This window comes from Acinetobacter sp. CIP A162 (assembly GCF_000367905.1).
Taxonomy (GTDB): domain Bacteria; phylum Pseudomonadota; class Gammaproteobacteria; order Pseudomonadales; family Moraxellaceae; genus Acinetobacter; species Acinetobacter lwoffii.
Genome location: NZ_KB849159.1, coordinates 1,668,719 through 1,685,384, shown reverse-complemented (window position 1 = coordinate 1,685,384; position 16,666 = coordinate 1,668,719). Strand labels below are relative to the sequence as shown.

The window sequence follows — 16,666 nt, the reverse complement described above, 5'->3', positions numbered from 1 at the left end:
TAAAAAAATACACGATTTATCCTAATTTCGCTTTTATAATCGTTCACAATTCTCTGATTTTGAACCGATATTGATCATGCCAAAAATAAAACCGACGAAATTGATTATGGCCGCCGTGATTGCCATTGCGCTCATCGCTGCGGGGTGGTACTTCCTCAAACCCAAAGAACAGCCTCCGCAATATATTACGGCTGAAGTCACCCAAGGCGATATCGAAAGCTCTGTACTGGCAACTGGTATTCTGGAAGCGACCAAGATGGTCAGCGTGGGGGCGCAGGTTTCGGGTCAGGTCAGAAAAATGTATGTAGAACTGGGCGATCAGGTCAAGCAAGGTCAGCTGATTGCGCGGATTGACTCCGTTCGTCAGGAAAATGATTTAAAAACCGCTGAAGCCAGCATTAAAAATCAGATGGCACAACTTGCAGTAAGACAGGCGAATTTGGCCAAAGTTGAAGCTGAATACAACCGTCAAAAAGCCATGTATGCACAGGATGCCACTTCTCGCTCAGAGCTAGAATCTGCATTTGCGAACTATAAAACAGCACAAGCGGATATTACTGCCATCAATGCACAGATTGAACAGTCACGTTTGACGCTGGCGACTGCCAAAGAAGATCTTGGCTATACCCAGATTGTGGCCCCGATGGATGGCACAATTGTGGCGATTGTGACCGAAGAAGGTCAGACTGTAAACGCCAACCAGAGTGCGCCGACCATTGTCAAACTGGCCAAACTCGACACCATGACCATTAAAGCTGAAATTTCTGAAGCAGATGTCATGAAAGTTGAAGAAGGTCAGACGGTTTATTTCACCACCTTAGGTAATAACGAGAAAAAGATTTACGCTAAACTGCGTCAGGTTGAGCCTGCACCCAATTCAATTAATACCGATAGCAATACATCAAGCTCATCGTCAAGTTCTGCGGTGTATTACAACGCATTGTTCGATGTCCCGAATGAAGATGGAAAATTGCGTATTGATATGACGGCGCAAGTTTATATCGTGCTGGATGAAGCCAAAAATGTACTGACCATTCCTGCTGCAGCCATTCAAGGTTCAAACCGTCCGCCACGTGCCAATCGTGGTGAAGCTCGTGGTGAGGGTTCTCGCGGTGAAGGCGGCCCGGCATCACGTTCTGAAGCTGAATCGGCTCAAGGCAACCGCCCTGCCGCTGAACGTCCAGCGCGTCTAAACCTGTCTGAAGCAGAACTTGCGCTGATTGAGCAAGGTAAAGCACAGCGTGGCATGGTTCGTGTCTTGCAAGCCGATGGTACTGCAAAACCAACCCCTGTATTAATCGGTTTGAATAACCGCGCGACTGCGCAAGTGCTGAAAGGTTTAAAACGTGGTGATCAGGTGGTGATTGCCGATGGTTCTGATACCTCCAATGATGCAGCAAAACGCGGTGGCAATAGCCGTGGCCCAATGAGAATGTAAGCATGAATTCACAACAACAGCCTCTCCTCGAGGTGAAAAATCTGGTTCGTGAATTCCCTGCGGGTGAAAGCACGGTCCAGATTTTAAAAGGGGTGAATCTGGAGATTTATCCAGGTGAACTGGTGGCGATTGTCGGCCAGTCCGGTTCCGGTAAATCAACCCTGATGAACATTCTGGGTTGTCTGGACAAACCAACTACCGGTAGCTACAAGGTCAAAGGCCGTGAAACCCGCGAACTGGAAGCGGATGAACTCGCGCAATTACGCCGTGAATATTTCGGCTTTATTTTCCAGCGTTATCATTTACTGGGCGATTTAAACGCAGCAGGCAATGTCGAAGTTCCTGCGATTTATGCTGGTGCAGATTCATCTGAACGGCATGCACGAGCCGTCAAGATTCTGACCGATCTGGGGCTGGGTGAAAAAACCCTGAACCGTCCGAGTCAGCTCTCTGGTGGTCAGCAGCAACGGGTTTCGATTGCCCGTGCGCTGATGAATGGCGGTGACGTGATTTTGGCCGATGAACCGACAGGTGCATTGGATAAGAACAGCGGTATTGAAGTGATGCGTATTTTGCGTGAACTGAATGCCAAAGGTCATACCATCATTCTGGTCACGCATGATCATAATGTAGCGAAAAATGCGACGCGTATTATCGAGATTTCAGACGGCAATATCATTTCCGACCAACCCAATGTTCCTGAAGTCGAAGAGCATCTGGAAAAACAGCCGCTAATCCGCAGTGAACAAAAGAAGATTTCTTCATGGCGTTCTGCAGTTGACCGTCTAGGTGAAGCCTTTCGTATGGCCTTGCTGGCCATGAATGCACATCGCATGCGGACTTTCCTGACCATGCTCGGAATCATTATCGGTATCGCTTCGGTGGTCTCGGTGGTCGCGCTGGGCAATGGCTCACAAAAACAGATTCTGGAAAATATCAGTAGTCTGGGGACCAATACCATTACTGTATTTCAGGGTCGAGGCTTTGGGGACAATTCCAGATCTTCACAGTCCAAAACCCTGATTCCGGCCGATGCCGATGCGCTGGCTGAACAACCGTATGTCGATGGCGTCAGCCCATCGGTGAATAGCAGTGTCACCGGCCGTTATAAAGAAATCGAAGCTTCAACCACGGTCAACGGCGTCAGTGAAGATTTCTTTTATGTGCGTGGCATGACTTTCCAGTCCGGTCAGCCCTTTGACCGCAGTAGCGTCATGCAACAGGCACAAGATGTTGTCATTGACACCAATACCAAAAATACCTTCTTTAAAGATGGTACTAATCCGGTGGGACAGGTGATTTTACTCGGTAGCGTCCCGAGCCGGATTATCGGGGTGATTGATGCACAAAAAGGCATGATGGGCAATAATGACAGCCTGAATGTCTACCTGCCGTATTCTACCGTGATGAGTCGTATGCTGGGGCAATCTAACGTTCGCAGCATCATTGTGCGGATTAAGGATGAATATCCAAGTGCGGCGGCTGAAAATGCAATTTTAAACCTGTTGGTACAGCGCCATGGCGCGCAGGATGTGTTTACCCAGAATGCCGACAGTATTCGTGAAACCATTCAGCAGACCACAGCGACTATGACGCTTTTAATTTCGGCGATTGCTGTGATTTCACTGGTGGTCGGCGGGATCGGGGTGATGAATATCATGCTGGTGTCCGTGACTGAACGTACTCAGGAAATTGGGGTGCGGATGGCAGTGGGTGCACGTCAAAGTGATATTTTGCAGCAGTTCCTGATTGAAGCAGTGCTGGTGTGTATTTTAGGCGGTATTTTGGGGGTGCTGCTCTCGCTCGGGATTGGCCAGCTAATTACCCACTTTGCCGGCGGTACTTTCCAGATGGCCTATTCAACCACTTCGATTGTGGCTGCCTTTGTCTGCTCAAGCCTGATCGGGATTGTGTTTGGCTTTATCCCGGCACGTAATGCCGCTCGTCTGAATCCAGTCGATGCGCTTTCTCGCGAATAAGGAACCTGATATGCAAATGAATTTAACCAAGCTTGCCAGTGCCCTGTTGCTGGGAAGCTCGCTGACCGGTTGTGCGGCAGTGGTAAAAACACCTTATGAGCAGCCTGCGATCAATATGCCGGGCAACTTTCAAAATAATAAGGTTTTAAGTCAGCAGATCCATGCCGACATTCTGGCAGATCAATGGTGGACCTTATTTAAAGATCCGCAATTGAACAGTTTGGTCGATCAAGTGCTGGCGCAGAATACAGATCTGGCGGTGGCTGGCATCAGTTTACAGCAGGCGCGCATTCAGGCCAGACAGGCACAAAGCCAGCAAGGCGTCCGTGTCCGTGTCGGTGATGCACGAATTTCAACGGGCCAGCGTTTTGATCTGGAGGGTGGCAGCAATGCTTCGACGGGTCTTTCACTGGGCTATCCGGGCTTAAGCTATGAACTGGATCTGTTTGGCAAACTGGCCAATCAGACTGAAGCGGCGCGCTGGGAGGCCTTAGCCTCTGAAGAAGACTTGCAGGCAACTGCTCAGAGCCTGATCGGCACCACAGCGCAACTCTATTGGCAACTGGCTTATCTGAATGAACGTTATAGCGTGGTACAGCAAAATCTGGCGACCGCGCAAAAAACCTATGATCTGGTGCGAGTGCAATATCGTGCCGGCGCAGTATCCGGTCTGGATTTAACCCAGGCGGAACAGGCGATTCAAAGCCAACAGGCAACCTTAAGCCAGATTGAACAACAACGTGTGGAAACACGTACCGGACTCGCGGTATTGCTGCACATGCCGGTTCAACAGCTCGCGATTCAAGAGCCAAGCCGTTTACCGAATATTCAATTGCCGAGTATTCAGGCTGACTTACCGGCGAGTTTATTGTCACGTCGTCCTGACCTTCGAGCGACTGAACTGCGCTTGCGTAAGGCACTGGCCAATAAAGATGCCAACAAAGCCAGCTACTATCCATCCATTAGTTTGACCGGCAATCTGACCACCGGTATTGGCAGCAGTACGTCCCTCTCGAATGCACTGAAAAATCCGGTTGCAACTTTAGGTGCAGGTCTGACCTTGCCTTTCCTGCAATGGAATGACATGAAACGTGATCTGCAAGTCAATGAGCTGGAATATGAAAAAGCCATTATCCAGTATCGCCAGACCATGTACGAAGCCTTTGCCGATGTGGAAAATGCCTTGTCGAATCGTACTGAGCTCACTAAGCAGGTTGCATTACAGCAACGCAATGTTGAGCTGACAGAAAGAACTGAACGCTTGACTGAAGTGCGTTATCGTAATGGTGCGGTGGCGTTGAAAAACCTGCTGGATGCACAGGAAACTACGCGCAATGCGCGGCTGTCTTTGGTGCAAACCAGACAGAACCAGTACAATGCTTATGTCACCTTGATGCAGGCATTGGGTGGTAGCCCGATTAAACAATTACCTTAACAAAGCTTGATCCATAAAAAAACCGCTGTCAGACAGCGGTTTTTTAGCTCATATGATTTGAGTCAGTTTATTTCATTTGCAAATACGCATTCACATTTTTCAATAATTCAGTGGATCGCTCATGTCCGAGTAAACTGCCTTTTTCCAGCCAGTCCCGTGCGATTCTGATATCACGCTCCACGCCAATTCCCTTGGTATATAAACGTCCAAGATGGCTATAAGCATCCGCATTTACCTGCGCTGCCGCCTGCTGATAATACTGTACGGCTTGCTCAATATTGCTCTCAACACCTTGACCCTGTTCATATGCTTCACCCAGAGCATTCAGTGCTACACCATTCTGCTGAGCGGCTGCTTTTTGCAGATAGCTCAAGCCTAAGGCAATATCCTGCGCAATCTGTTGGCCTTTAAGATATTTCAAGCCCAATTCTGCCTGTGCTTGGGCATGACCCAATTGCGCAGCCTGATGCAGATAACGATTTGCTAGCTCTAAATTGTTCACAAAGACAGGATAAATGCCTGACAGAGCTTGGTACAGGAACCATGCCGCCTCTTTCGAACCTTTCGCAACCGCCTGATTCAGGTACTGGACAGCTTTATTACGTGTCGGCAATGGATATTCAGCCAGACTATAAAATCGGCCGACGCTATAAATTAAATCCGCTTCAGATTGAGCTTCAATCAGCCAATACTGCTGTGCCGCGCTCTGAATCATTTGTGTGGCTTTGCCCGTATCTTTAACTGTGCCTACACCGTTTAAATAACACAGCGCCAGCCCCATCCCTGCAGACACATCATCAGGACTAAGCTGATAGGCAGCCTGATATAACTCAAATGCTTTTTGCGGTTCGTTGGCCACCAGGTGCTGCTCAAAATACAGCGCAGCAATCATGCATAATGCAGGCGCATGCTGACTGTTGGCCGCTTCCGACCAGTAACGAAATGCCATGGTTTCATTTTTATCAACATACCAGCCATGAAAATAAGCCAGTCCGATTAAGGTCTTGGCGTGTGCATCGGCGTGTTCTTTGGACTGCTGCAATAAATGCTGGAACACGCGTTGACGCTGGTCGGTATCGATACGGCCTTGTAACACACCGGCATAATAATCATAGAGACCTTTCTGGTCACCGAGACTGATACAGCGTTTAATAAATTGCAGCGATTGCATCAGGTCTTGGGGGAGAATCTGTCCATGCCCATAATCATCGGCGATCTGCTGATTAGCGGCCAAATGATCTTGTTGTGCCGCCAGAAACAGATAATGAATTCCTTGCACTAAATCTTGGGTTGTTGAATCTGCCAAATAATACTGAGCCAACTGATACTGCGAATTGGCATGACCCTGCCCGGCATTTTGAATTAATAATGCCAGACGCTGTTTTTCTGCAGTCATCTCGTTTTGAGGCTGGCCTTCGGTAGAAGAAAGTTCAGTAATACGATATTGGGCATCCAGATTGCCACGTGCTACCGCATGTCGGTACCAGTACAGCGCTTTTTCCGGGTCAGCCATTTGATAGCGTTGCTCCTCATGAATCTGCCCTAGATGATAAGCTGCGTCATCACTGCCCAGATGAAAGGCTTTATCGAGATAACTGATGGCTGTTTCCGTATTTTGCGCATGTCCCAGACCCTGCAAATGCATCAGCCCCATGCCGACATAAGCCTGTGGAATTTCCTGTTGCTGGGCAAGATTCTGGTAAATCTGATAGGCGCGTGCATAATTCGGATGTTCAGGATCTGAACTCAAACGTGCTGCATGTTTCAGTTGAGCATCAATCTGCTCAATCCATAAATCATGTTGTACAGCCTTCGCCTGATCACGTTTCACCGGATCCGGACGTTTCCACATCCAGATCGCCAACGCCCCTATCCCCAAAATCAGTACCAGCAAGAACCACATAGCTGCTCCAAAACATTATTTTTGTTCTGCAAATGAATCCTTTCATTCTAAACGCCAGTTTAAAAAAAGCACATAGATTGTGCTTTTTATTTTTTAAATCAGGCTTTTGCTCTTTTATTATCGAGTTTTTTCAAGCCTTCTGCTACAGCGACCATGGCAAAGCTCGAAGTCACCACCACGGCAGAGCCATAACCACCACAGCGCAAGCCGGCACTGGCGCAGACATCGGCACTGGAGAATGGATTATCGATGGAATAGACACAAGTAATGCCGAATTTTTCTTTGGGCTTTTTGCAGATGCCTTTGCTGCGTAACTGGGCACGTAATTTGGCCAGCATCGGATCCTGTTCGGTTTTAGATAAATCGGCGACCCGAATTTTCAGCGGGTCCAGTTTACCCCCTGCCCCGCCCGATACAATTAAAGGAATCTTGTTAAAGCGACAATGTAGCATCAGAGCAAATTTGGCTTTGACATCGTCAATACAGTCGAGGATTAAATCTGGATCACCTGCTAAAATTTCTTTGATATTTTCAGGCGTCAGGTAATCATCGATCAGATTAATTTTAATCCGTGGATTAATTGCGCGGCAACGTTCAGCCATGATTTCAATTTTTTCATGACCCAGTGTGGTGCTCATGGCAGGTAATTGACGGTTAATATTAGAGGCCGCCACCACATCCATATCGACCAAGCTCAGTTCGCCCACACCGCTACGTGCCAGTGCTTCTACCGCCCATGAACCGACACCACCGATGCCTATCACCATCACATGACTTTTTTCATAATGGTTAAAGCTGTCTTCTCCATAAATTTTGGCAACACCAGCAAAACGGCGATCATATTCATCATCTTGAAGCAGGTCGGTCATAGGTCATCTATAGCAATAAAAATACCGGATCATTTTAGCAAAATCCGCTTTTCTTTACCGCCACTAAATTTTTGATCGATTTAAATGACATTCAGGTTGGATGAGAGCGACAACCCACTCGAGATTGACTAAAATATCAACAAATTAATTCTATGTCATTTGGCCAAAAGGAGTGAAATGTCATGCTATTTAACACCCTTTTGGGTTTGAACGTGCTTTGTATCGGGCTTTATTTTTATGTTCTGATCAGCCAAAAGAACAAAAATTATTATCTCAGCATTCTCATTCGTTTAATGACTTTAGGATTATTTGGCTTGGTTATTTTCGATCGTTATGAAACACAGAATCATCTGATCGTGTTATTGCTCTCGTGGGTAGGCTTTGAAAGCATGGAGCAGTTTTACACTAGAAAGAAATCCAGTTCAGTAAAATAAAAAAGAGGCTTGCGCCTCTTTTCAGTTCATCGAAATTTAGTCTTTATTCATGATAAAGAAATATTGACGATAATATTTCAGTTCCGCAATCGAATCACGAATGTCATCCATTGCCAGATGCGAAGCATTTTTCTTGAGGCCACTCATGATTTCCGGGCGCCAGCGTTTGGCCAGCTCTTTCACTGACGATACATCCAGATTACGGTAATGGAAATACTGCTCCAGTTCAGGCATCAGGCGGTGCAAGAAACGGCGATCCTGACAGATCGAGTTACCACACATCGGTGAAGATTTTGGATTCACCCATTTTTTCAGAAATTCAATAGTTTGCTGCTCGGCATCCTGAGCGGTCAGTTTACTGCGACGTACACGCTCAATCAGACCGGACTGGCCATGCTGGCGAGTGTTCCACTCATCCATGGCATTTAACAGACGTGCAGGCTGATGTACCGCAAGCACAGGACCTTCTGCCAAAATATTCAAATTGTCATCGGTTACAATTGTTGCAATTTCAATAATTTGATCATTGTCTGTGTCTAGACCTGTCATTTCAAGGTCAATCCAAATCAGGCGGGTATCAGCGGTGCTGCTCATAAATGTGCAATCTTATTGGGTTTAAAAACAACTATAGTAGCAAATTAATTACATCTTGGGTGTCATTCGGGGGCTGCTTCATGCTATTTTTGCCATCTGATTTACCCGGTTTTTTTAGGATATGAATGGCCTTAATACGTAAGCGTCGTCTGACAGAGCAACAACAGCGCCGCATTCAGAAACAACAGAAAACACGTCAAGAAGATCTCGATACCTCCAGTGATCTTGAAGGTTTAGTAGTGCAACATTATGGCCGCCAACTTGAAGTGCAAGCTTTGTCTCGTCCTGACATTCACCCTGAAAAACCTGTGGTCGCCGATGGTGAGCCTGAACCCTTCTGGAAAGAGATTGAACTGGACAGCGTCTGGCGCTGTCATACCCGAACCAATCTGGATTTATTGGTAACGGGTGACCGGGTCAAATGGCAAGCCGATCCGAATACCGGTTTAGGGATTATCACCGCGATTCATCCCCGTAAATCCTTATTGACCCGTCCTGACCGCTATCACAAGGTTAAACCGGTAGCGGCCAATATTTCACTGATTGTGATTGTGTTTGCACCATTGCCTGAGCCGGCGCCAGGTCTAATCGACCGTTATCTAGTGGCCTGTGCCGATGCCGACATTCCCGCATTGCTGGTAATGAATAAAGCCGATTTATTGAAAGAAAACGATCCGATTCTGACTCTGCTGCAAGAATATCAAGACCTTGGTTATGAGGTGATGCAGACCCAATCCGATGGCGACTTGACTGCACTATCTAATCGTCTGGAAAATGAAACGGTGGCTTTTGTTGGTCAATCTGGTGTGGGTAAAAGCACGCTGATTAATGCGATCGTGCCGGATGCCGCACAGAAAACCAATATTATTTCGGAAAACTCGGCACTCGGTCAACACACCACGACGTCAACGCGCTTGATCGGTTTTGGTGAAGGTGCGGCCCTGATTGACTCTCCGGGAATTCGTGAATTTGGCCTGTGGCATCTGACTTTAGATAAGGTACAAAGCGGCTTTCCTGAAATTGAAAATCTGCTCGGCCATTGTCAGTTCCGTAACTGTACCCATAAGCATGAAAAACAATGTGCTTTGCGTCAGGCTGCGGCCGAAGGTGAAATTTTGCCGCGCCGACTGGACAGCTATTTACGTTTAATCGACGAAATCACTGAAGCACAGCAAAAAAATTAATTTTCTTAACCCTTGGCCCTTGAAGCGGTGATTTTGATCACCATATTTATGAGCTATACTCTTGGCAATTTTAAAATTGTAATTAGGTGAATTGTGGAACGTTGGTTCGAGTTTATGGGGAATCACCCCTTCTTATTTGGAACACTCGCGGTATTAGTGGTTTTGTTCTTCATTATCGAAGGTCAACGTAACGGTCGCAAAATTTCTCCGCAATCGCTGGGAATTTTAGTCAAAGCAAAAAATGCCATGCTGGTTGATCTACGTGATGCCAAAGACTTCCGTGAAGGTCATATCAGCGGCAGCCGTAATATTCCATATAGCCAGATTACAAAACATGTTGAAGAGCTGAAAGCATCTGATCGCCCTTTGGTGTTCATTTGTAACCTTGGACAGGTGGCTGGTACTGCATTACAGCAGGTTGGTCATGCCGATGCCTACCGTCTTGATGGCGGCGTCAGCAACTGGAAAGCTCAAGGTTTACCTTTGGTGAAAAGCAAATAATCCACGAACAGGAGATTGATCATGGCTGAAGTTACTATTTACTCGACGACAGTGTGTCCTTATTGCGTGCGTGCAAAACAGCTACTGGAACGTAAGGGTGTGGCATATAAAGAGATTAACTTGTCTCAAGAAGCGCCTGAAGTACGTCTTGAATTGATGCAGCGTACCAATCACCGTACCGTGCCACAAATTTTTATTAATGATCAGTTCATCGGTGGTTTTGACCAACTTTATGCTTTAGAGCGTGAAGGCAAACTTGATGAATTGCTGGCTTAACCTTACTAAAATTATCACTTCATATTAAGGATCAAAAAATGAGTGAAGAACAACAAGCTCAACCACAATTGGCATTAGAGCGTATTTATACCAAAGATATTTCTTTTGAAGTTCCTGGGGCGCAAGTTTTTACCAAGCAATGGCAACCTGAGTTAAACATCAATCTTTCTTCTTCTGCAGAAAAAATTGATGAAACTCATTTTGAAGTAGCTTTGAAAGTCGTGGTTCAAGCGACCAACGAAGGTGATACCGCGTTTATCGTTGATGTGACTCAAGCCGGTATTTTCCTGGTAGATGGCGTTGAAGAAGAGCGTCTTCCATACATCCTAGGTGCATACTGCCCGAACATCCTGTTCCCTTTCCTACGTGAAGCAGTGAATGATATGGTGACTAAAGGCAGCTTCCCACAATTGCTATTGACTCCAATCAACTTTGATGCTGAATTTGAAGCCAATATGCAACGTGCGCAAGCTGCTGCTGTGGATGGTCAAGCTTAATCGCTGTTCTTCAAATCTAAAAAAGACCGCTTATGCGGTCTTTTTTATTGCCTTGAGTGGCCTCCCCCTTTATCAAAGGGGGAATGAGGGGGATTTTAATCATTTCCTCACTCAGAGAAAGAAGTCATTCCCCTCTCTCTAACTCTCTCCCTGAGGGAGAGAGGATTTATAGGACTTATTCCGCATCCGCCATCAAATCAGCGCTCATACCTACCGTATTGAAACCGGCATCGACATACAGGATTTCACCGGTAATTCCGTTAGCCCATGGCGAGCACAGGAATAATGCGGCATTACCGACATCTTCAATCGTCACATTACGTTTCAGTGGTGCAACTTTCTCATTCAGGTCAAGCATTTTACGGAATGATTTAATACCTGAAGCTGCCAAGGTACGGATTGGACCCGCAGAGATCGCGTTCACACGAATACCTTCCTGACCCAAGCTAGACGCCAAATAACGTACGCCTGCTTCTAAAGAGGCTTTGGCCATACCCATCACGTTATAGTTTGGCATTACACGCTCAGAACCTTGATAGGTCAATGTCAGCAAACAGCCTTGACGGACTTGCAGCAAAGGTTTTGCCGCACGTGCCATTGCAATAAAGCTATAAGCACTGATGTCATGTGCAATATTAAAGCCTTCACGATCCGTGATCTCGGTGAAGTCACCATCTAGCGTATGTGCCGGTGCAAAACCGATAGAATGCACTACGCCGTCCAGACCATCCCAGTGTTTAGCCAGTTCGGCAAATGCATGGTCAATTTCAGCATCGACTGCCACATCACAAGGAAAAACCAGTTTCGAACCAAACTGTTCAGCAAAGTCATCTACCCGCTTTTTCAGCTTTTCATTTGGATAAGTAAAAGCCAATTCAGCACCTTCACGATGCAATGCTTGAGCAATACCAAAAGCAATCGATAATTTACTCGCAATGCCCGCGATCAAGAAGCGCTTACCCGCCAAAAGTCCTTGTGCCATGTGAATCTCACCTAAAAGAATGTATATGGCATGATGCCAAGTCTGAAGCATTTTAGAAATTGCATAATGCACCTTTTTTTCGATTTATGATGAACTGGGAATTTAAGACTGAGTTAAGAGTATTAACTTAAATGGTCAGATGCAGGGCCTGATGAGTATTTTGCCAGAGCTGTTCAGCCAGTTCCTCTTTGTGCATATGCAGGCTCTTTGCCAGTCCTTGCAGCACATAAGGTAAATTTGCAGGTGTATTTCGGGTACGTTGCTCGGTCGAGCTTTGACAACAGAGTGGCGTCATATCCGGACAGTCAGTTTCCAATACCAAATGTTCTGGTCCGACATACTGCACCACTTGATGCAATTTTTTGGCATTTAGATTGGTGATTTGCCCGGTGATGCCCAGTTTGAATCCCAGCTTGATAAAAGCCTTGGCTTCCTCAATCCCACCACCAAAGGCATGCGCAATGCCGCCCTGTTTAAACTGCTGCTGTTTTAAAATCTGCAAAACCTCCGCATGCGATTTGCGGATATGCAGCAAAACCGGCTTATCAAATTGCTGTGCCAGTTCAAGCTGTGCAGCAAAAAAATCTTTTTGCTTCTGAAAAATTTCCGCCTGTTTGTGCTGTTTTAAAAAGGTATCCAGACCGATTTCGCCAATGGCAATGCATGGTTCAGTTTTGAGCAGCCGTTCCAAATCGTATAGATGTTCAGCCTGATGCTGTTCAATATAAAACGGATGCAAGCCGGGTGCCAAATGGCTTTGCGGGGCATTTTCCAGATCATTGATGAAGTGATGGGTCCTTAACAAATCTTGAAAACGGTTTTGCAAAAAACCAATTAAAACCAGATGATCGACACCTACCGCTTTGGCCGTATAGGCCAACTGTTCCCGATCAGGATCAAAATCGGGAACATCAAAATGGGTATGCGTATCAAACAGTTTTAAGGTCATTTGGCTTTTGCAGCAGATGCTGGCTGTGCCTCGGAGGCAGCTTTTTCAGTTTGAGGCAGATATTCGGGTTTCAGCACACCTTGTAACTGCTCATAAGGAATCATCAGACGTGGCAAGCCAACAACATATGGCCCAATTTCATATTCGGCATACTGCAATATCAAGCCGTCTTTGCCCAGATAGAAGTTATCGGTAAGCTTGAACTTCCAGGCCTGTTCATATTCGGCGACATCTTTGGCCAGCTTGGACTCTACCACCCAGGTTTTAAACGCATCATAAGCACGCGCTTCCAGTTGGGCTTTCTGTTTGACCGCAATAATGTCATCCAGCTTGATCAGCTTTTTCTGTTCCAGATCAAAATTATAATAAGTCTGTGCAGATGCCCCGTGTGCGCCTCCCAGATAATAACTGCTGTTCAAAACTACTGTCGCTAGAGGATCACCCGAATGCAGAATCTTGGGCTTAATCATCAGGCTAATACTATGACTGGCACTCAGGGCCTTGAGCTCTTTATCCAGATTCAAGAAAGTCTGCATATAAGGTTGAGTTTGCTGCTCAAGCTGCTGTTTTGGTGTCACCACTGTTGCTAAAGCAGCTTTGGGTTCAGAGGCGGCAACGTCCGCTTCGCTGGCAGCGCTCACTTTTGCCGGTTCAATCGCATCAAGAGACAGGATATTTTTCAACTGTTGCAGAATCTGCTGGTCGATCCATTCATCAATAAAGCTCTGATTACTGTTCAGACGTTCGATCGAGATTTCCGGACAGCTTTTGTCTTCACATTCTGGAATCGCCAGCTTGAGCTTTTCGGTATCGCCGCTGAGTTTAAGTGCTTCAGCTTCGGCTTGTAGCACCTCGGAAGCACTTGATTCTTCCGGCTCATTACTCTTCGGCTGGCACGCACTCAGCAAGATCGCTGATGCCAGGATAGATAGACAAAAGATATTCTTGTATTTTGGCATTCATTCACCTTTTTGGAACCTGTAATCTCGCAGGATCATGAGCTTTAAAACATATGCTGATAGATATCAGCTTTCAAGACCTGTTGTGTTTGTTGTTTTGTTAAATAAATATCCAGTTGTTTGGCATCTTTGCTAATTTCATGGCTGCGAAAATGCAGACCAATGCCTTCCTGATCAAAGAACCAGTCAGCCTGTCCCCAATACAGTTTTTTCGGTGCTTTCTGCTGAACTTGCTGATCGTTTTCTTTGAGCCATGTCTCATAAGCTTGTTGAATAATCTGATCCATTAATAACTGTTGCTTAGGATCAATAATATCCAGTGGAGTCAGCATTTTCTGCTGGCGACGATCAGCCACAAAAAAATAATAGCGCTCATGCACGCTGACATTTTCCTGTTTGGTATCGACCCCAATCTGCATCAATACATATTGATTGCGCTGGTAGGGAATGCGGGTATATAGCGATAACTCATAAGCCTTGTTCAGATTGAGCTGCGCCTGCCAGGCATCCGATTTTTTTACATAGGCATTGATCGCCTGCTGTAAATTCATGTCCTGTTTCAACCCAATTTGATCCTGGATCACTTTGGCCTGCTGCTTTTCAATCCATTGGTTCATCCATGGATCAACCGTATGCAAGGTCTGAATATCCAGATTGATACAGTTTTTATTTTCACAAAATGGCAAGGCAATTTTAGCCGGCTGCTCTTGAATATTCAGATAAGGCAAAACATCTGCGGTCTGCTGAGCTGCGGTCATTTTCTCATTTTGCGGAGTATTAACAGGCTCTTTTTCGCTTTGATCACAGCCACTCAGGACAAGACTTAAACCAATCACAGAACCGAGGACGACTTCCTTGCTGAGCTTCATTCTCTTTGCTATATCTATCGAGTTATTAATTGCTTAAATGTAGCATAAAATAAAACAGCTTCCGGAGAAGCTGTTTGATATTTTTAAACTTTAGCTGCGGAACGTTAAAGTTTAGTGTTCACGCGTATTGTGGAACACGATGTCCGGATAACGTTCTTGCATCAGCTGCAAATTCACGCGGCTTGGTGCGAGATATGTCAAATGACCACCACCATCGACAGACAACTGGTCATGAGCTTTTTTCTTGAATTCGTTGAATTTCTTCTCATCATCGCAAGACACCCAACGTACTGTGTTGATGCTGACCGGTTCGTAAACACAATCAACTTTGTATTCTTCTTTCAGACGGTAAGCCACCACTTCAAATTGTAGCACACCTACAGCACCAACGATCAGATCGTTGTTATTCTGCGGCATAAACACCTGCGTCGCCCCTTCTTCTGAAAGCTCTTTCAGACCTTTTTGCAGCTGCTTAGATTTTAGTGGATCTTTCAAGCGGACACGACGGAACATTTCAGGGGCAAAGTGTGGAATACCGGTAAACTGAAGTTTCTCACCCGAGGTAAATGTATCCCCGATCTGGATGGTGCCATGGTTATGCAGACCGATAATATCACCTGGCCAAGCTTCTTCCAGATGCTGACGATCGCCGGCAAGGAAAGTTAAGGCATCGCTGATGCGCACATCTTTATCCAGACGTACATGCTTCATCTTCAGACCTTTTTCATACTTGCCTGAACAGATCCGCATAAAAGCAATACGGTCACGGTGTTTCGGATCCATATTGGCCTGAATTTTAAAGACAAAACCGGTGAAGCCTTCTTCATCCGCTTCTACAACACGATCTTGGGTCGGATGGGCTTTAGGAGATGGTGCATATTGACTGAAGGCATCCAGAACATGGTCGACACCAAAGTTACCCAAGGCTGTACCGAACAACACAGGCGTTTGACGACCGGCCAGGAATTCTTCACGATCTAAAGGCTCATTGGCCATTTGTACCAGTTCCAGCGATTCTTCAAATGCCGCCCAAGCCAGTTCACCCACTTTCTCACGAAGATCAGGATAGTCATAACCATCTCGCACTTCGATCTCGGTAATGACTGAACCGAAACCGGCTTTATACACGTAGAATTTTTCTTCGATTAAATTGAATACACCTGCAAAATCACGGCCTGTACCGAGCGGCCAGGTGATCGGGACACATTTAATTTTCAGAACGTTTTCGATTTCATCCAGAAGCTCAAGCGGTTCACGGATTTCACGGTCCATTTTGTTGACGAATGAGATGATCGGAGTATCGCGCATCCGACACACTTCCATCAGTTTAATGGTACGGTCTTCGACACCTTTTGCCCCGTCAATCACCATCAGCGCAGAGTCTACTGCGGTTAGGGTACGATAGGTATCTTCCGAGAAGTCTTCATGTCCCGGGGTGTCCAGAAGATTGATCATCTTGTCTTTAAAAGGGAATTGCATTACCGAGGTCGTAATCGAGATACCACGCTCTTTTTCCATTTCCATCCAGTCCGATGTTGCGGCCCGGTCAGATTTACGGCTTTTTACCATCCCGGCAACCTGAATGGCCTGACCCCATAACAGCAATTTTTCTGTCATGGTGGTTTTACCGGCATCGGGGTGGGAAATAATAGCGAACGTACGTCGCTGGGCGACTTGTGCCGCCAGTTCTTGCTTAAAGCTCATGAAATATACCTACTGCTCAATGCACAGCATTCGAGATCAAATTCGATCAATATGAAAAAAATTGGCGATATTGTAGCAGAGTTTCAGGGTGGA

16 protein-coding genes are annotated in these 16,666 nt (G+C 46.1%); 8 read left to right on the top strand and 8 right to left on the bottom strand.

Annotated features, from left to right (window positions below):
- The first annotated feature begins 76 nt into the window (after positions 1 to 76).
- Genes F995_RS14295 through F995_RS14285 form a run of 3 tightly spaced genes read left to right on the top strand, consistent with a single transcriptional unit; the run spans position 77 to position 4,852 of the window.
- Positions 77 to 1,438 carry a MacA family efflux pump subunit gene (locus F995_RS14295; protein WP_004647446.1) on the top strand — a complete coding sequence of 454 codons (1,362 nt, stop codon included), beginning with the start codon at positions 77 to 79 and terminating at the stop codon, positions 1,436 to 1,438.
- 2 nt (positions 1,439 to 1,440) lie between these two features.
- On the top strand, positions 1,441 to 3,417 hold the full coding sequence (locus F995_RS14290) for a MacB family efflux pump subunit (RefSeq protein WP_004647445.1): 1,977 nt from the start codon (positions 1,441 to 1,443) through the stop codon (positions 3,415 to 3,417).
- A gap of 10 nt (positions 3,418 to 3,427) precedes the next feature.
- Complete coding sequence (locus F995_RS14285; RefSeq protein WP_004647444.1) at positions 3,428 to 4,852, top strand: efflux transporter outer membrane subunit; 1,425 nt, start codon at positions 3,428 to 3,430, stop codon at positions 4,850 to 4,852.
- A gap of 67 nt (positions 4,853 to 4,919) precedes the next feature.
- Here the strand turns inward: F995_RS14285 and F995_RS14280 are convergent, their stop codons facing one another.
- Entirely contained in the window at positions 4,920 to 6,755 is a 1,836-nt protein-coding gene (locus tag F995_RS14280) for a tetratricopeptide repeat protein (RefSeq protein ID WP_004647443.1), read from the bottom strand.
- 98 nt (positions 6,756 to 6,853) lie between these two features.
- Positions 6,854 to 7,624: a tRNA threonylcarbamoyladenosine dehydratase gene (locus F995_RS14275; RefSeq protein ID WP_004647442.1), complete on the bottom strand. Its 771-nt coding sequence runs from the start codon at positions 7,622 to 7,624 to the stop codon at positions 6,854 to 6,856.
- Positions 7,625 to 7,806: 182 nt separating this feature from the next.
- On the opposite strand from F995_RS14275, the gene F995_RS14270 reads away from it, so the two are divergent.
- Positions 7,807 to 8,058, top strand: a complete 252-nt coding sequence (locus F995_RS14270) for a hypothetical protein (RefSeq protein WP_004647441.1) — start codon at positions 7,807 to 7,809, stop codon at positions 8,056 to 8,058.
- A gap of 36 nt (positions 8,059 to 8,094) precedes the next feature.
- Here the strand turns inward: F995_RS14270 and orn are convergent, their stop codons facing one another.
- Positions 8,095 to 8,652 carry an oligoribonuclease gene (gene orn, locus F995_RS14265; protein ID WP_004278381.1) on the bottom strand — a complete coding sequence of 186 codons (558 nt, stop codon included), beginning with the start codon at positions 8,650 to 8,652 and terminating at the stop codon, positions 8,095 to 8,097.
- 125 nt (positions 8,653 to 8,777) lie between these two features.
- On the opposite strand from orn, the gene rsgA reads away from it, so the two are divergent.
- From rsgA to secB, 4 genes are all read left to right on the top strand, one after another.
- Positions 8,778 to 9,836 (top strand): ribosome small subunit-dependent GTPase A, encoded by a 1,059-nt coding sequence (gene rsgA, locus F995_RS14260; RefSeq protein ID WP_004278384.1) that lies wholly within the window; start codon positions 8,778 to 8,780, stop codon positions 9,834 to 9,836.
- A gap of 93 nt (positions 9,837 to 9,929) precedes the next feature.
- Entirely contained in the window at positions 9,930 to 10,337 is a 408-nt protein-coding gene (locus F995_RS14255; protein WP_004647440.1) for a rhodanese-like domain-containing protein, read from the top strand.
- 21 nt (positions 10,338 to 10,358) lie between these two features.
- Positions 10,359 to 10,613 carry a glutaredoxin 3 gene (gene grxC / locus F995_RS14250; protein ID WP_004278388.1) on the top strand — a complete coding sequence of 85 codons (255 nt, stop codon included), beginning with the start codon at positions 10,359 to 10,361 and terminating at the stop codon, positions 10,611 to 10,613.
- A gap of 38 nt (positions 10,614 to 10,651) precedes the next feature.
- On the top strand, positions 10,652 to 11,110 hold the full coding sequence (gene secB / locus F995_RS14245; protein ID WP_004647439.1) for a protein-export chaperone SecB: 459 nt from the start codon (positions 10,652 to 10,654) through the stop codon (positions 11,108 to 11,110).
- A 175-nt stretch (positions 11,111 to 11,285) separates the two neighbouring features.
- On the opposite strand, the gene F995_RS14240 is transcribed toward secB, so the two are convergent.
- From F995_RS14240 to F995_RS14220, 5 genes are all read right to left on the bottom strand, one after another.
- Positions 11,286 to 12,092 (bottom strand): enoyl-ACP reductase FabI, encoded by an 807-nt coding sequence (locus tag F995_RS14240; RefSeq protein ID WP_004647438.1) that lies wholly within the window; start codon positions 12,090 to 12,092, stop codon positions 11,286 to 11,288.
- A gap of 127 nt (positions 12,093 to 12,219) precedes the next feature.
- Positions 12,220 to 13,041 carry a TatD family hydrolase gene (locus F995_RS14235; protein ID WP_004647437.1) on the bottom strand — a complete coding sequence of 274 codons (822 nt, stop codon included), beginning with the start codon at positions 13,039 to 13,041 and terminating at the stop codon, positions 12,220 to 12,222.
- Positions 13,038 to 14,000, bottom strand: coding sequence for an RsiV family protein (locus F995_RS14230; protein ID WP_004647436.1), 963 nt, complete (start codon positions 13,998 to 14,000; stop codon positions 13,038 to 13,040). Before F995_RS14230 ends, F995_RS14235 begins: the two co-directional genes overlap by 4 nt.
- A gap of 44 nt (positions 14,001 to 14,044) precedes the next feature.
- Positions 14,045 to 14,869, bottom strand: a complete 825-nt coding sequence (locus F995_RS14225; protein ID WP_004647434.1) for a hypothetical protein — start codon at positions 14,867 to 14,869, stop codon at positions 14,045 to 14,047.
- A gap of 111 nt (positions 14,870 to 14,980) precedes the next feature.
- Positions 14,981 to 16,573 carry a peptide chain release factor 3 gene (locus F995_RS14220; RefSeq protein WP_004647433.1) on the bottom strand — a complete coding sequence of 531 codons (1,593 nt, stop codon included), beginning with the start codon at positions 16,571 to 16,573 and terminating at the stop codon, positions 14,981 to 14,983.
- Between the last annotated feature and the right edge of the window lie 93 nt (positions 16,574 to 16,666).

Excerpts from the sequence above, each read along its gene's own strand:
- F995_RS14220 (WP_004647433.1), bottom strand. The coding sequence starts at position 16,573 with ATGAGCTTTAAGCAAGAACTGGCGGCACAAGTCGCCCAGCGACGTACG.
- F995_RS14270 (WP_004647441.1), top strand. The coding sequence starts at position 7,807 with ATGCTATTTAACACCCTTTTGGGTTTGAACGTGCTTTGTATCGGGCTT.
- F995_RS14280 (WP_004647443.1), bottom strand. The coding sequence starts at position 6,755 with ATGTGGTTCTTGCTGGTACTGATTTTGGGGATAGGGGCGTTGGCGATC.
- secB (WP_004647439.1), top strand. The coding sequence starts at position 10,652 with ATGAGTGAAGAACAACAAGCTCAACCACAATTGGCATTAGAGCGTATT.
- F995_RS14240 (WP_004647438.1), bottom strand. The coding sequence starts at position 12,092 with ATGGCACAAGGACTTTTGGCGGGTAAGCGCTTCTTGATCGCGGGCATT.
- grxC (WP_004278388.1), top strand. The coding sequence starts at position 10,359 with ATGGCTGAAGTTACTATTTACTCGACGACAGTGTGTCCTTATTGCGTG.
- F995_RS14235 (WP_004647437.1), bottom strand. The coding sequence starts at position 13,041 with ATGACCTTAAAACTGTTTGATACGCATACCCATTTTGATGTTCCCGAT.
- F995_RS14285 (WP_004647444.1), top strand. The coding sequence starts at position 3,428 with ATGCAAATGAATTTAACCAAGCTTGCCAGTGCCCTGTTGCTGGGAAGC.
- F995_RS14275 (WP_004647442.1), bottom strand. The coding sequence starts at position 7,624 with ATGACCGACCTGCTTCAAGATGATGAATATGATCGCCGTTTTGCTGGT.
- F995_RS14295 (WP_004647446.1), top strand. The coding sequence starts at position 77 with ATGCCAAAAATAAAACCGACGAAATTGATTATGGCCGCCGTGATTGCC.
- rsgA (WP_004278384.1), top strand. The coding sequence starts at position 8,778 with ATGGCCTTAATACGTAAGCGTCGTCTGACAGAGCAACAACAGCGCCGC.
- F995_RS14225 (WP_004647434.1), bottom strand. The coding sequence starts at position 14,869 with ATGAAGCTCAGCAAGGAAGTCGTCCTCGGTTCTGTGATTGGTTTAAGT.
- F995_RS14290 (WP_004647445.1), top strand. The coding sequence starts at position 1,441 with ATGAATTCACAACAACAGCCTCTCCTCGAGGTGAAAAATCTGGTTCGT.
- F995_RS14230 (WP_004647436.1), bottom strand. The coding sequence starts at position 14,000 with ATGCCAAAATACAAGAATATCTTTTGTCTATCTATCCTGGCATCAGCG.
- orn (WP_004278381.1), bottom strand. The coding sequence starts at position 8,652 with ATGAGCAGCACCGCTGATACCCGCCTGATTTGGATTGACCTTGAAATG.